Source organism: Knoellia sp. p5-6-4 (assembly GCF_029222705.1).
Lineage (GTDB): Bacteria > Actinomycetota > Actinomycetes > Actinomycetales > Dermatophilaceae > Pedococcus_A.
The window spans coordinates 1,528,163-1,541,155 of the sequence record NZ_JARGZF010000001.1 but is presented as its reverse complement, the minus strand read 5'-3'; the positions used below and the strand labels follow the sequence as shown (position 1 = coordinate 1,541,155).

At 71.1% G+C, this 12,993-nt stretch carries 15 protein-coding genes and 1 tRNA gene; 9 read left to right on the top strand and 7 right to left on the bottom strand.

Features of this window, described 5'->3' with window-relative positions; genetic code table 11:
- Window positions 1-3 precede the first annotated feature (3 nt).
- Window positions 4-1,392, top strand: coding sequence for a Re/Si-specific NAD(P)(+) transhydrogenase subunit beta (gene pntB / locus P2F65_RS07475; protein ID WP_275805647.1), 1,389 nt, complete (start codon window positions 4-6; stop codon window positions 1,390-1,392).
- Between the two features lie 106 nt (window positions 1,393-1,498).
- Here pntB and P2F65_RS07470 read toward each other — a convergent pair whose 3' ends face one another.
- From P2F65_RS07470 to upp, 6 genes are all read right to left on the bottom strand, one after another.
- Window positions 1,499-1,885: a VOC family protein gene (locus P2F65_RS07470; protein ID WP_275805645.1), complete on the bottom strand. Its 387-nt coding sequence runs from the start codon at window positions 1,883-1,885 to the stop codon at window positions 1,499-1,501.
- A gap of 116 nt (window positions 1,886-2,001) precedes the next feature.
- Window positions 2,002-2,424 carry an SRPBCC family protein gene (locus P2F65_RS07465; protein WP_275805643.1) on the bottom strand — a complete coding sequence of 141 codons (423 nt, stop codon included), beginning with the start codon at window positions 2,422-2,424 and terminating at the stop codon, window positions 2,002-2,004.
- Between the two features lie 140 nt (window positions 2,425-2,564).
- Window positions 2,565-4,052 carry an amino acid permease gene (locus P2F65_RS07460; RefSeq protein WP_275805641.1) on the bottom strand — a complete coding sequence of 496 codons (1,488 nt, stop codon included), beginning with the start codon at window positions 4,050-4,052 and terminating at the stop codon, window positions 2,565-2,567.
- A gap of 98 nt (window positions 4,053-4,150) precedes the next feature.
- Entirely contained in the window at window positions 4,151-4,930 is a 780-nt protein-coding gene (locus P2F65_RS07455) for a PH domain-containing protein (protein WP_275805639.1), read from the bottom strand.
- A 10-nt stretch (window positions 4,931-4,940) separates the two neighbouring features.
- A complete protein-coding gene (locus P2F65_RS07450) occupies window positions 4,941-5,105 on the bottom strand; it encodes a hypothetical protein (protein ID WP_275805637.1) in 165 nt (54 codons plus the stop codon).
- A gap of 128 nt (window positions 5,106-5,233) precedes the next feature.
- Entirely contained in the window at window positions 5,234-5,872 is a 639-nt protein-coding gene (upp, locus tag P2F65_RS07445; protein ID WP_275805635.1) for a uracil phosphoribosyltransferase, read from the bottom strand.
- Between the two features lie 64 nt (window positions 5,873-5,936).
- Between upp and P2F65_RS07440 the strand changes: the two genes are divergently transcribed.
- On the top strand, window positions 5,937-6,368 hold the full coding sequence (locus P2F65_RS07440; RefSeq protein ID WP_275807326.1) for a nucleoside deaminase: 432 nt from the start codon (window positions 5,937-5,939) through the stop codon (window positions 6,366-6,368).
- 76 nt (window positions 6,369-6,444) lie between these two features.
- The gene (locus P2F65_RS07435) at window positions 6,445-7,068 is read left to right on the top strand and encodes a DedA family protein (RefSeq protein WP_275805633.1); all 624 of its coding nucleotides are present in this window, start codon (window positions 6,445-6,447) and stop codon (window positions 7,066-7,068) included.
- Window positions 7,069-7,148: 80 nt separating this feature from the next.
- Here the strand turns inward: P2F65_RS07435 and P2F65_RS07430 are convergent, their stop codons facing one another.
- Entirely contained in the window at window positions 7,149-8,636 is a 1,488-nt protein-coding gene (locus P2F65_RS07430; RefSeq protein WP_275805631.1) for an MFS transporter, read from the bottom strand.
- Window positions 8,637-8,845: 209 nt separating this feature from the next.
- On the opposite strand from P2F65_RS07430, the gene P2F65_RS07425 reads away from it, so the two are divergent.
- From P2F65_RS07425 to P2F65_RS07400, 6 genes are all read left to right on the top strand, one after another.
- A tRNA-Ser gene (locus P2F65_RS07425) sits at window positions 8,846-8,935 on the top strand.
- Window positions 8,936-9,215: 280 nt separating this feature from the next.
- Window positions 9,216-9,470, top strand: coding sequence for a hypothetical protein (locus P2F65_RS07420; RefSeq protein WP_275805629.1), 255 nt, complete (start codon window positions 9,216-9,218; stop codon window positions 9,468-9,470).
- Between the two features lie 79 nt (window positions 9,471-9,549).
- Window positions 9,550-10,650, top strand: a complete 1,101-nt coding sequence (locus tag P2F65_RS07415) for an ABC transporter permease (protein WP_275805627.1) — start codon at window positions 9,550-9,552, stop codon at window positions 10,648-10,650.
- Entirely contained in the window at window positions 10,650-11,795 is a 1,146-nt protein-coding gene (locus P2F65_RS07410) for an ABC transporter permease (protein ID WP_275805625.1), read from the top strand. The genes P2F65_RS07415 and P2F65_RS07410 overlap by 1 nt, the downstream gene beginning before the upstream one ends.
- Complete coding sequence (locus P2F65_RS07405; RefSeq protein ID WP_275805623.1) at window positions 11,792-12,712, top strand: ATP-binding cassette domain-containing protein; 921 nt, start codon at window positions 11,792-11,794, stop codon at window positions 12,710-12,712. The genes P2F65_RS07410 and P2F65_RS07405 overlap by 4 nt, the downstream gene beginning before the upstream one ends.
- Before the next feature lie 52 nt (window positions 12,713-12,764).
- Window positions 12,765-12,929, top strand: coding sequence for a hypothetical protein (locus P2F65_RS07400; RefSeq protein ID WP_275805621.1), 165 nt, complete (start codon window positions 12,765-12,767; stop codon window positions 12,927-12,929).
- Window positions 12,930-12,993 lie beyond the last annotated feature (64 nt).

The window sequence follows — 12,993 nt, the reverse complement described above, 5'->3', positions numbered from 1 at the left end:
CCGATGACCACCAACCTCGTGCAGGCGGCATACATCGTCTCCGCCGTGCTCTTCGTGCTCTCCCTCGCCGGACTCTCCAAGCACGAGAAGGCCAAGGAGGGCAACGCGTTCGGCGTCGCCGGCATGGTCATCGCGCTGACGGCGACCATCTGGCTGGCGGTCGACCAGGCCGAGAACGGGCCGCTCACGCTGATGCTCATCGCGGTGGCCATGGCCATCGGCGCCGCCATCGGGCTGTGGCGGGCCCGGGTCGTCGAGATGACGCAGATGCCCGAGCTGGTCGCGATCCTGCACAGCTTCGTCGGCGCGGCGGCGGTGCTCGTCGGCTTCAACTCCTACCTCAGCGAGGAGGGCCTCGAGGGCTCGCTCGCGACGATCCACAACGTCGAGGTCTTCCTCGGCGTCTTCATCGGCGCGGTCACCTTCACCGGCTCGGTCGTGGCCTTCCTGAAGCTGAGCGCGCGCATCAAGTCGTCACCGCTGATGCTTCCCGCCCGGCACTGGCTCAACCTGGCGGCGGTCGTCGTCTCGGTCGGCCTGCTGGCGTGGTTCGTGGCGTCGCACTCGATCCTGCCGCTGGCGTTCATGACTGTGATCGCGCTGGCGTTCGGGTGGCACCTGGTGGCCTCCATCGGCGGCGGTGACATGCCCGTGGTGGTGTCGATGCTCAACAGCTACTCGGGCTGGGCGGCGGCCGCCGCCGGCTTCATGCTCGGCAACGACCTGCTCATCGTCACCGGCGCCCTCGTCGGCTCCTCCGGTGCCATCCTCAGCTGGATCATGTGCCGGGCCATGAACCGCTCTTTCATCTCGGTGATCGCCGGCGGCTTCGGCCAGGAGATCTCGGTCGGGGAGGCCAAGGACTACGGCGAGCACCGCGAGATGCTGGCCGACGAGGTGGCCGAGATGCTGAGGGACGCCCACTCGGTCGTGATCACCCCGGGCTACGGCATGGCGGTGGCCCAGGCGCAGTACCCCGTGGCCGAGCTGACCTCACAGCTGCGCAAGAAGGGCGTCAACGTCCGCTTCGGCATCCACCCCGTCGCAGGCCGGCTGCCGGGCCACATGAACGTGCTGCTCGCCGAGGCGAAGGTGCCCTACGACATCGTCCTCGAGATGGACGAGATCAACGACGACCTGTCCGACACCGACGTCGTGCTCGTCATCGGCGCCAACGACACGGTCAACCCCGCTGCCGAGGAGGACCCGACCAGCCCCATCGCGGGGATGCCGGTGCTCGAGGTCTGGAAGGCCAGGAACGTCGTGGTCTTCAAGCGCTCCATGGCGACGGGCTACGCCGGCGTGCAGAACCCGCTGTTCTTCAAGGAGAACGCCGCCATGCTCTTCGGGGACGCCAAGGACCGGGTCGAGGACATCATCAAGGCCCTCTGACCCGCGCGGACCTTTATCGGGTGACCCGAGAAACGTGCCCCTCACCCGAGGTGCCACTCGGGGTGAAGCGGACCTTTATTGGGTGACCCGAGAAAGTTGAGGCGGGTCAGGGCAGGGGGTGGCCGGCGTCGGCGACGATGTCGAACTCGTTGCCCTCGGGGTCGGCCATCACCTGCCACCAGATGCCGAGCTCGTCGTGGAGGTCGAGCACCGGGTGCCCCACCCGCCGGCCCCCGCGTGACTCGAGCTCGTCGATGAGGGACTCCACGCCGCGCTCGAGCGGTGGGTGGATGTCGAGGTGGCTGCGGTTCTTGCCCACCTTCGGCTCGGTCACCTGCTGGAGGATGAACACCGGCCCGGGCGGCTCCCCCTCGCGCGGCGCGAGCACCTCGAAGTCCTCGAGGGAACCGGCCGGCTCGTAGCCCAGGGCCGCGCACCAGAACGGCACCAGCGCCTTCGGGTCGAGGCAGTCGAGGACGACGGAGACTCTCATGGAGCCACGGTGGCAGAGGAGCGCTGCCGGGCGCAGGAGATCGTGCCGCAACGGCAGGAGGAGGGGTATGCCGCGGGTGACCACCCGGCATACCCCGACCCCTTGGCCAAGGGTCGCTAGCGGGCGGCGGCCTCGATGCGCTCCTTCACCCTGGGTACGAAGGACGCGGTCATGCGGGCGGTCACGAGGTCCCCCACGTAGGCCAGCGGGGGAAGTCGCCAGAACGACCGCGGGTGGCGCTCCATGGTCACCTTGGTGCCCGTGCCCTCGGGCTCGAAGGTGTAGTCCCAGGTGCCCATCACGGCTTGGGAGGACTTCTCGGTGATGTGCTGGTTCGGCACGACGTCGGTGTAGACCTCAAAGCCCTCGAACGGGATGCCGGCGATCTTGGAGTGCCAGCTGAAGTAGGTGCCGGTGCCCTCCTCGGTCTCCTTCACCTCGTCGTACTCGATGTCCAGCGTGGTGAGGTCTGCCAGGGCCATCGGGTCCTTGAAGTAGCCGAAGACGGTCTCGACCGGCGCCTCGATGTGCATGGTCATGGCTGTCATGGTGCTCATCTCCTTGCTCGCTCGTCGTCGCCGAGTGCCGGCAGAGGCCGACCCGGCGGTCCCCCTTGCCACCTTCACGCTAGATCGGCAGGAGGGACACGGCAGAGGCCAAGGACCCCGGTGTCGACCTGTCAGGTGCCGGTCATGCTGGGCAGGCGGCCCTCCTTCGCGCGCCCGTGCAGGCGGCTGCTGCGGTAGGAGTAGGCGAAGTAGATGACGATGCCGATGGCCATCCAGATGATGAAGCGCAGCCAGGTCTCCACGCTGAGGTTGAGCATCAGGTAGAAGCAGATCAGCGCCGAGACGATCGGCAGCACCGGCACCAGGGGCACACGGAAGGCCCGCTTGAGGTCGGGCCGCCGGCGCCGCAGGATGACCACGGCGATCGACACCAGCGTGAACGCCGCGAGGGTGCCGATGTTGACCATCTCCTCGAGCTTGCCGATGGGGGTCAGCGACGCCACGAGTGCGATGAACGCGCCGAGGGTCAGGGTGATCCGCAGCGGGGTGCCGGTCTTGACGTTGGTCTTGCCGAGCGCCGGCGGCAGCAGCCAGTCGCGGCTCATCGCGAACACCACACGGGTGGCACCGATGAGCAGCGTCATGATGACGGTGGTCAGGCCCGCGACGGCCCCCGCGGCGATGAGGGTGGCGTAGCCGTCCTTGCCCACCGACTCGAAGGCCGAGGCCAGCGCCGCCTTGGGGTCGATCTGGTCGTAGGGGACCATGCCGGTGATGACGGCGGCGACGCCCATGTAGAGCAGGGTGCAGATGACCAGCGAGGCGATGATGCCGATCGGCAGGTCGCGCTGGGGGTTCTTGGCCTCCTCGGCCGTGGTGGCGACGACGTCGAAGCCGATGTAGGCGAAGAAGACGATCGAGGCGCCGGTGATGATGCCGAGAGTGCCGAAGGTCGACGGCTCGATGCCGAAGAGCACCTGGATGAGCGGTGCGGTCAGGCCCTCCTCGGCGGCCGTGGGCTGCGACGGCGGGATGAACGGGCTGTAGTTGGCCCGGTTGACGAAGCCGATGCCCGCGACGATCACGAACAGCACGATGAAGACCTTGATCGCGACGAGCACCAGGTTGACCCGCATCGACTCCTTGATGCCGGCCGAGACCAGCAGCGTGATCAGCGCGACGAGGAGGAAGGCCAGCAGGTCGAACCTCGAGCCGGGTCCGACCGCCTCGGGCCAGGTGAAGCCGAGCTGGCTGAGGAACAGCTCGGCGTACTGCGACCAGCCCTGCGCCACGACGCTGGCGCCCAGCATGAGCTCGAGCAGCAGGTCCCAGCCGATGATCCACGCGACCAGCTCGCCGAGCGAGGCGTAGGAGAACGTGTACGCCGACCCCGACACCGGCACGGTCGAGGCGAACTCGGCGTAGCACAGAGCCGCCAGGCCGCAGCAGATCGCTCCGACGACGAACGAGATGATGATCGACGGGCCGGCGTACTCCAGCGCGGCGCGGCCCGTGACGGTGAAGATGCCGGCACCGATGATGACGCCGACGCCGAAGACCGTCAGGTCCGTGGCGGAGAGCCGCTTCTTCAGCTGGTACTCCGGCTCGTCGGTCTCCCTGATGGACTGCTCGACGGACTTCGTGCGCATCAGGCTCACGGCGGGCCACCTCCCGGGGAAAAGGTAAGTCGCCCCCCGGGGGGCGACCCGGACGGACCTACGCTAGCGCCGATCCGGGCGACCCGCCCAGCGCGATCTCAGCGGCGTTCGTCGTCCCAGCGGTCGCGCGGCGGGAGTTGGGGGATGGGGCCGGTGTCGGCGTCGCGGTCGACGCGCCCACCCGTGCGCCGGTCGGGGCTGCGGTAGAGCGACTCGCCGGTGGGGGGTCGCGGGGTCTCCACGCGGATGGCGGTGGAGTGGCGCTCGTCGTCCCACCCGTCATACGGGGAGGGCAGTGAGGAGGCGGGGACTGCGGGGTCCGGCGCCGCCTCGACCCTCGCCTCGTGGCGGGGTGCGTCCTGGTAGCGGCGGTCGGCCAGGCGGAAGATCTCGGTGCAGATCGCCCGGTAGTTGGTGTCGGGGCTGGGCACCCAGTTGACCTCGCGGAGGGCCTGGTCCTGCCCCGCGCTCTCCATGACGAACCGGCCGTAGCCGAGGATCCGGCCGGGGATCGACCGGGTGTAGGACATGTCGGTGACCTTGGACAGCGGCATCATCGAGACCTTGCGGGTGATGAAGCCGTAGAAGAGCAGCAGCCGCTTGTCGGTGGCGACGAACCAGTCGTGGCGCCACTCGGCGACCCGGTAGGCCGTGCGGCCGACGACCGCGAACCAGGCCCACCACAGGAGCGTGCTCACCAGCCCGAACCGGGCCGGGATGGTGGCGTCCACCCACAGCACGAGGACGCCGGACGCCAGGGCGGTGGCCACCGGTTCGGCCACCTTGCCCCAGTGCCGGTGCACCGCCGTGACGAGCCGCTCGCCGTCGAGCAGGTAGCGGTCCAGCTCGCGGTTCGGGCTCGTCAGGCTGCGGGCCACGGGTGGGGTCCTAGCTGAGCAGGGCGTCGAAGAACGTGCCGATGTTCCTGACGCCGTCGACGAGGATGTCGCCCGCGGTCTTGACGATGTCGGCGGCGCGGTCGGGCGAGGTGAAGATCGCGTAGACGCCGAACGCGACGAGGACCCAGAGCAGGATCTTCTTCACGCGCTGCATGTCATCTCCTTGATCGGTGGGGACGGGGGAGAGGCGCCGGCTCGGGGGTGCCGGCAGGGGGCATCACAGCATCGTCACAGATGCGGCAAATCGGACGGGTCAGGCGCGCCGAGCGGGGGCCTCCCGCCTCAGACCAGGCCGTACAGACGGTCGCCGGCGTCGCCGAGGCCCGGGACGATGTAGCCGTGCTCGTTGAGGCGCTCGTCGACAGCGCCGGTGACCAGCTGCACCGGCACGTTGAGGTCGGCGATCTCGTCCTCGAGGTGCTTGATGCCCTCGGGAGCCGCGAGCAGGGTGACCGCGGTGATGTCGTCGGCGCCGCGCTCGACGAGGTAGCGGATCGTCATCGCCAAGGTGCCGCCGGTGGCGAGCATCGGGTCGAGCACGTAGCACTGCCGACCCTTGAGGTCGTCGGGCAGGCGGTTGGCGTAGGTGATGGCCTCGAGGGTCTCCTCGTTGCGCTGCATCCCGAGGAACCCGACCTCGGCGCTCGGCAGCAGCCGGACCATGCCCTCGAGCATGCCCAGGCCCGCCCTCAGGATCGGCACGACCAGCGGCTTCGGGGTGCTGAGCTTGATGCCGGTCGTCGGGGCCACGGGGGTCTCGATCTCGAACGGCTCCACGCGCACCTCCCGCGTGGCCTCGTAGGCCAGCAGGGTCACCAGCTCCTCGGCCAGGCGGCGGAAGGTCGGGGAGTCCGTCCGCTTGTCGCGCAGGTAGGTCAGCTTGTGGGCGATGAGCGGGTGGTCGGCGACGTGGACACGCATAGGCGAAACTTAGCGCGTGCCCGACCACCGACGTCCATCGCCCGACCCCCGGTATGCCGCGTGGATGGGTCGTGCGCTCGAGCTCGCCACCGCGGCCGCCGCCTCCGGTGACGTGCCGGTGGGGGCCGTGGTGGTCTCCCCGGTGGGGGAGGTCATCGGCGAGGGCAGCAACCTGCGCGAGGCCGAGGGCGACCCCACCGCGCACGCGGAGGTGGTGGCGCTGCGGGTGGCCGCGCGGCATACAGGCGAGTGGCGTCTGGAGGACTGCACGCTGGTGGTGACCCTCGAGCCCTGCCCCATGTGCGCCGGAGCACTGCTCCTCTCACGCATCTCGACCCTGGTGCTCGGCGCCTGGGACCCCAAGATGGGGGCCTGCGGCTCGGTGTGGGACATCGTGCGCGACCGTCGGGCGACCCACCGCGTCGAGGTCGTCGGCGGGGTCCGGGAGGCCGAGTGCTCGCAGGTGCTGCTCGACTTCTTCGCGGCGCACCGGTGACGGGGACCGGGGGCCGAGGACCCTGCGCACAGGGCACGATCAGGGAGCGCACAGGCAGCTGCCGCATGGTGGAGGTGTGAACGCGGTCATCGAGCACCTGCTGGGCGCACCCGCCTGGGTGGTCTACCTCGTCGTCGGGCTGGTCGTCTTCGCCGAGGACGCCCTCTTCGTGGGCTTCGTACTGCCGGGGGAAACCCTGGCCATCCTCGGCGGGGCCACCGCGAGCCTGGGGCACACCCACGTCAGCGCCGTGGTGGCGGTCGTCGTGCTCGCCGCGGTGGTCGGGGACAGTGCCGGGTACGAGGTGGGGCGGATCGCCGGTCCGCGGCTGCTGACCCTGCCGCTGCTCCGGCGGCATGCGTCGCGGCTGCAGGAGGCGCAGGAGGTGGTCCGTCGCCGTGGGGGCCCGGCGATCTTCCTCGGCCGGTGGACCGCGTTCTTCCGCGCTGTCACCCCAGCGCTCGCAGGGATGTCGGGGATGCCGTACCGCACGTTCCTGCCGTGGAACGCCGTCGGCGGGCTGGCGTGGGGTGCCGCCGCGGTGACCGCCGGCTACCTCGCCGGCGTCTCCTACCAGCGGGTGGAGAGGTGGCTCGGCGCCGGTGCGGCCGGCGTCGTGGTGGCCGTGGCAGTGGTGGCACTGGTGGTGTGGCAGGTGCGCCAGCGCCGTCGAGGACGGGGCGCCGGCAGCCCCGCCTGAGGTGGATCGGGCCAGGCGTGTTCCGCGGCTCGGGGGGACATGCCGCTGCCGTGGGCTCCGCTGACTGCCTGAGGTCAGGGTCAGGCGACCTCGGCCTCTGTTTCGGCGCCCTCCCGGGGGCGCTCCTGAGGGTGTTCCTCAGCCCGCGGCTGCACCTCCTGCGCGCTCACCGACGGCATGAGCGCTGCAGCCACGACGGTGAGCGCGGCGGCGGCGAAGACGGCGATGAAGACCGCCGCGCCAGCGTCGGTGGCGGTGCCGGGGTCGGTCTCGGGCCGGCCCGACGCGGCGATGACCGCGTTGGCGACCGCGCCGAATACGGCCGCTCCGACCGCGCTGCCGATGGACCGGGCGAACATGTTGGTGCCGGTGGCCACGCCCCGCTCGCGCCAGGCCACGCTTGCCTGGGCGGCGATGAGCGAGGGGGTCGCGACGAGGCCCATGCCCATGCCGGTCACGTAGCAGGTCACGGCGACGAGCGCCACCGATGGCGTCTGGGCGAACAGGGCGAGGGCGCCGGAGCCGGCCAGGACCAGCGCCATCCCGACCAGCACGGTGGGGCGGAACCCGTAACGCAGGTAGAGCAGGCGCCCGGAGAAGGTCGCGGCCAGTGGCCAGCCCAGCGTGAGCGCAGCCAGGGCGAGGCCGCTGACCAGGGGGCTGACGCCGAGGGAGTTCTCGAGGTAGGTCGGCACGAAGGACGTCAGGCCGATGAGGATGACGCCGATGCCCAGGGCGAGGAACGTCGTCGTCGCCAGGAGCCGGCGGCTCAGCACCCAGAGCGGCAGCACCGGCTCGGTGGCCCGGCGCTCGACGGGCACGAACAGCGCCAGCAGCAGGCCGCCGACACCGAAGACCGCCAGGCTGGTCGGCGAGCCCCACGCCCAGGCCTGGCCACCCTCGAGCACGCCGAGGATGACCAGGGTCATGCCCACCGTGAGCAGCCCGGCGCCGAGGTAGTCGATCCGGTGCCGGCGCCGGGTGACGCTCTCGTTGAAGTTCCGCACGATCAGCGCGCCGGCCAAGAGGCAGAGCGGGACGTTGACGAAGAAGATCCAGCGCCAGATGCCGAGCTGCGAGAAGACGCCGCCGAGGGTCGGGCCGATGACCGACGACATGGCCCAGACGCTCGCGATGTAGCCCTGCGCCTTGGCCCGCTCGGCCACGGTGTAGATGTCGCCGGCGATGGTGATGGCCATCGGCTGCACCGCACCGGCGCCCAGGCCCTGCAGCGCCCGGAAGGCGATCAGCGCCGGCATGCCCCAGGCGAGGCCACACAGCACCGAGCCGAGCAGGAACAGGCCGATGCCGAGCAGCATGATCGGCTTGCGCCCGAGGGTGTCGGCGAGCTTGGCGTAGAGCGGCACCGAGACGGCCTGCGCCAGCAGGTAGACCGAGAACAGCCAGGGGAACTGCGAGAAGCCGCCGAGGTCGCGCACGATCGACGGCACGGCCGTGGCCAGGATGGTGGCGTCGATGGCGATCAGCCCGGTCGAGACCATCAGGGCGAGCAGGATCGGCCCCCGCTCGGACCGCAGTCCGACGGCGTCTGCGGTCGCTGGAGTCACGTCAGGGGACAAGGCGCCCGCTGTCCGATCCATTCCCTCCCAGCCGGTGGTTGGGAGGCGCCGAGGCCTGCCGGCGGACGACGGACCACTGCCCCTCCGCGGTATGCCGCGTGCTCACCGCCTGCTCGCGGCGCCGCGATGGACAGTCGGCCGGTCGCTGCCCGGGCCCGATTTCTTCGGCGGTCCGCTGCTCTAGTACCCTGCTCGGCGGTGGCGTGTCCGAGCGGCCTAAGGAGCACGCCTCGAAAGCGTGTGAGGGGGCAACTCCTCCGTGGGTTCAAATCCCACCGCCACCGCCATGTGATCTCTGAAGAGATCCGCGACAGCCGGACCCATCGTGTGGGTTCGGCTGTCGTTCATTTCGGGGGTCGTTCGAGGTTCTGCGGCAGGTAGTCCCGGCGCGGGTCGATGGTCAGCTCGCGCAGGAGCTCGGCGGTGAGGGCGGGCCCGAAGCGGGTGTCCAGGTCGCATGGCCAACATCGAATCTTCACACGACCGACCGGCCGTCTTCAGGTGCCAGTCGGACGCTCGAGGCATGGGCGGACAGAGCCGACACCCGCCCCGGAAAGACGATCCCCCGTGAGCGCACAGCAGCCGCACCCTGGCAGCCAGCACGTGCCAGCCCCGCTGTCCGCCCCAGAGCCGGGTTCCGCGCGGGGCCACGGCCGCGGCCACATGTTCACGATGCTTCTCATGTGTGTCCCGATGCTGCTGTTCGTCGGGGTGCTGGTCCTGACCGGCCGAGACACCGGCGGCTCCATCCTCGGGGCCCTCCTGTGCGTCGGGATGATGGCGGCCATGATGGGAGTACACGGCGGTCACGACCGGCGCTAGGCACTTTGCTCGGCCCACCGGACGGCGGTCGCGGGAGGTGACGCCAATGGCAGCCACAACACGAGGACGGCGCCGCAGGGTGCCTCTGACGAGGCGGCTGCTGGCCGCCCGTCCGGTGCGCACAGCCGCAGGCGCCGTCGGTGTGGGACTGGCCCTGATGCTCATGCTCCTGCTCAGCGGGCTCTGGGAAGGGGTCCAGCAACGGGTCACCGTCTACGAGGATCACCTGGGCGCCGACCTCGTCGTGGTCCCGCCCGGCACCGAGAGCTTGTTCGCCGACCCGGGTGGCCTGCCGGCCGACGCGCTGGCCACGGTCCGCGGCATACCCGGGGTGGCCGCCGCCGACCCCATCCGCACGCTGTACCTGATCCTCGAGCTGCCCCATGGCAAGGCCGCGGTGGCCGCTGCCGCCAGCAACCCCGGCCGTCCTGGCGGCCCCTGGGCACTGGCCGCAGGCCACCCCCCGGGTGCGGATGACGAGGTCGCACTCGACGCCGTCTTCGCAGCGGAGCATGGCCTCGCCATCGGGGACCAGCTGCCCGTCCTCGGCCACACCATGAGGGTGGTCGCGCTGACCGACGACACCACCATGTTCATGACACCACTGCTCTTCACGACCACGGACGCGATGACCGGCATGCTGCGCGCCTCCGGCACCACTGGGAGCGTCTTGGTGAGCCTGAGCCCGCACGCCGACCCGGTAGCGATCACCGGGCAGCTGACCCGGTCCGGGCTGACCGTGCGCACCCCGGCCCAGCTGCACGAGGCCGCGCTCACCCTCGCCACCCGGATCTACGGGGCCCCCGTGCGGCTCATGGTCGCCGTGGCCTTCGTCGCCGGGACGCTCATCGTCGCGCTCGTCGCGCACACGCGCGTCACCGAGCAACAGCGGGACCTCGGCATCCTCAAAGCGATGGGCGCCTCGCCGGGACGGCTGCGTCGCATCGCCGTCGGCGAGACCGCCGCCCTGACCGGGCTCGGGGCCTTGGCGGCACTGTTGCTGATGGCCGTCGCTCGGCAGGTGATCTCCTGGTGGTGGCCCGCGTTCCCGGTGGCCGTCACCATCCCGACGGTGGTCGCCACCGCCGCCGCCGCTGTCGTGATGGCCCTGCTCGCTGCCTGGCTGCCCGCCCGCCGCCTGGCCCGCCTCGACCCGGCCACCGCCTTCCGGAGTCGGTGATGGGCGCCGCGACCCTCGACCCGCTCCGCCTCGGGACCGTCCCGGTGGGGCGCCGGTTCCTGTTCGCCGAGCGGCGCCGGGCCGCGCTGACGGTGCTCGGGGTTGCCGCATCTCTGCTGCTCGTCCTGCTGCTGGGTGGGATCTTCGCCGGCGCCATCGAGCGGGTCACCTTCTACATCCGCACCTCTCCGGCCTCGGTGTTCGTCTCGCAGGCCGGGGTGAAGACGATGCACATGAGCGCCTCCACCCTGCCGGCCGACACCGCTGACCGGCTCCGGTCGGTCCCCGGCGTCGCGTGGGTGTCCTCGATCGGGCTCGCCTCCGGCTCGGTCGCCGGGCCTCGTGGCCGACAGTTGACGTACCTGATCGGCTACGACCCCACGAGCGGTCGCGGTGGACCCGCCGTCCTCACGGCCGGCCGGACGCCCCGGAGCGGCGAGGCCGTGCTGGACGAGCAGGCCGCGGACACGCTCGGCGTCGGCCTCGGCGACACGGTCACCGTGCTCGGCTCGCGGCTTCGGGTGGCGGGGCTCAGCACCGGCGGCTCCAGCATCACCAACACCACGGTGTTCACCACGGCCGAAGACTTCGCCGGCGTCCGCGGCAGTGCCCCGACCTCCTACGTCTTGCTCGGTGCGGAGCGTGGGCTCGAGCCGGACGTGCTGGCCGCCCGGGTCCGGGCCGCGCTGCCGGACGACACGGTCCAGACCAGGGAGCAGTTCGCCGCCTCGGAAGCGCGCATCGTGACCGACATGAGCGCCAACCTCCTCCGGTTGATGTCGACCATCGGACTGCTCATCGCGCTCGCGGTCATCGCGCTCGGCCTGATGACCGCCACCCTCAGCCGACTGCGCGACTTCGCGGTCCTCAAAGCCCTCGGGGCCAGCACCCTGCGGCTCGCCGGCGCGGTTGCCGTGCAAGTGCTGTGGACCGTCGCTCTCGCCGCCGTGGCCGCGGTCGTCCTCGGCCGCCTCCTCGCCTGGGCCCTTCCCCTCGTAGCGCCTGCCATCCAGATCCGCATCACCGCCGCCGCTGCCGTCCAGCTCGCTGCCAGCGCCCTCGTGGTCGGGCTCCTCGCCGCCCTGTGGCCGCTGCGCCGCATCGCCACGCTCGACGCCGCCACCGCCTTCCGGGAGTCCCGATGACCGCCACCACCGACCCCAGCCCAGCTGGAGCGAGCACCGGTCTCGCGCGCAACACCTTGCGGGTGCGCGGCCTGACCAAGACGTACGGGCACGGTTCCACCCAGGTCGCGGCCGTTCGAGACGTCGGCCTGGACGTGGCTGCCGGCGAGGTCCTCCTCGTCATGGGACCCAGCGGGTCGGGAAAGACCACATTGCTGCTCATGCTGGGGGCGCTGCTGCGGCCCACGGCCGGCTCGATCACGGTGACCAAGCGCGACGGCACGACCGTCGACGTGGCCGCCGAGCCCGAGAAGGCGCTGCCCGCCCTGCGGGCGCTCACGTTCGGGTTCATCTTCCAGGACTACGCGCTCCTCGACGCGCTCACCGCCACCGAGAACATCGCCGTCGCCACCAACCTGGCCGGCACCACCGGAGCGGCTGCCACCGACCGCGCCCGCGCCCTGCTCGAGCGTGTCGGCCTCGCCCACCGGGCAGGGGCCCGGCCACTTCAGCTGTCCGGTGGCGAGCAGCAGCGCGTCGCCGTCGCCCGTGCCCTGGCCAACGACCCGCCCGTGCTGCTCGCCGACGAGCCCACCGCCAACCTCGACGCCTCCCGCGGCCGCGACCTCGCGCGGCTGCTGCGCCAGCTCGCCGACGACGACCAGCGCTGCGTCGTCATCGTCAGCCACGACGACCGCCTGCGAGTGGTCGCCGACCGCGTCCTGTGGCTGGAGGACGGACGGTTCAAGGCCATCACCACCCTGCCCCTCGACCCGGTGTGCCGGATGCCGGTCGAACCCACCGGTCCGCACCTGGACTGGGCCGACCGCACCTGGTGGTTCTGCTCCTCGGGCTGCCGGACCGAGTTCGCCGAGGACCCCGCGCGGTTCGTCACGGCACCACCCGACGACCCCGCAGCCGAGCAAGCGCAGCGATGACGACCGACCCCCACCGCACCATGATCCGGCTCACTCTCGGGTCCGCTGCCAGATGACCACCCGCATGGTCGACGGCAAGACGGCATCCAGCTTCACCCACGGCGTCTTGGCGGCCTGCCTCTCCGCCCAAGGGCGCCCCGGCGACGCCCTCGTGGTGGTCGGGATCCCCTTCGGCCACACCCGCCCGCAGTGGATCCTTCCCTATGGGGCACCGTGACCGTCGACTGCACGGGACAGCGGGTCCGGGCCGACCACTCCTGAGTCCACGGCCAGCGGCCATC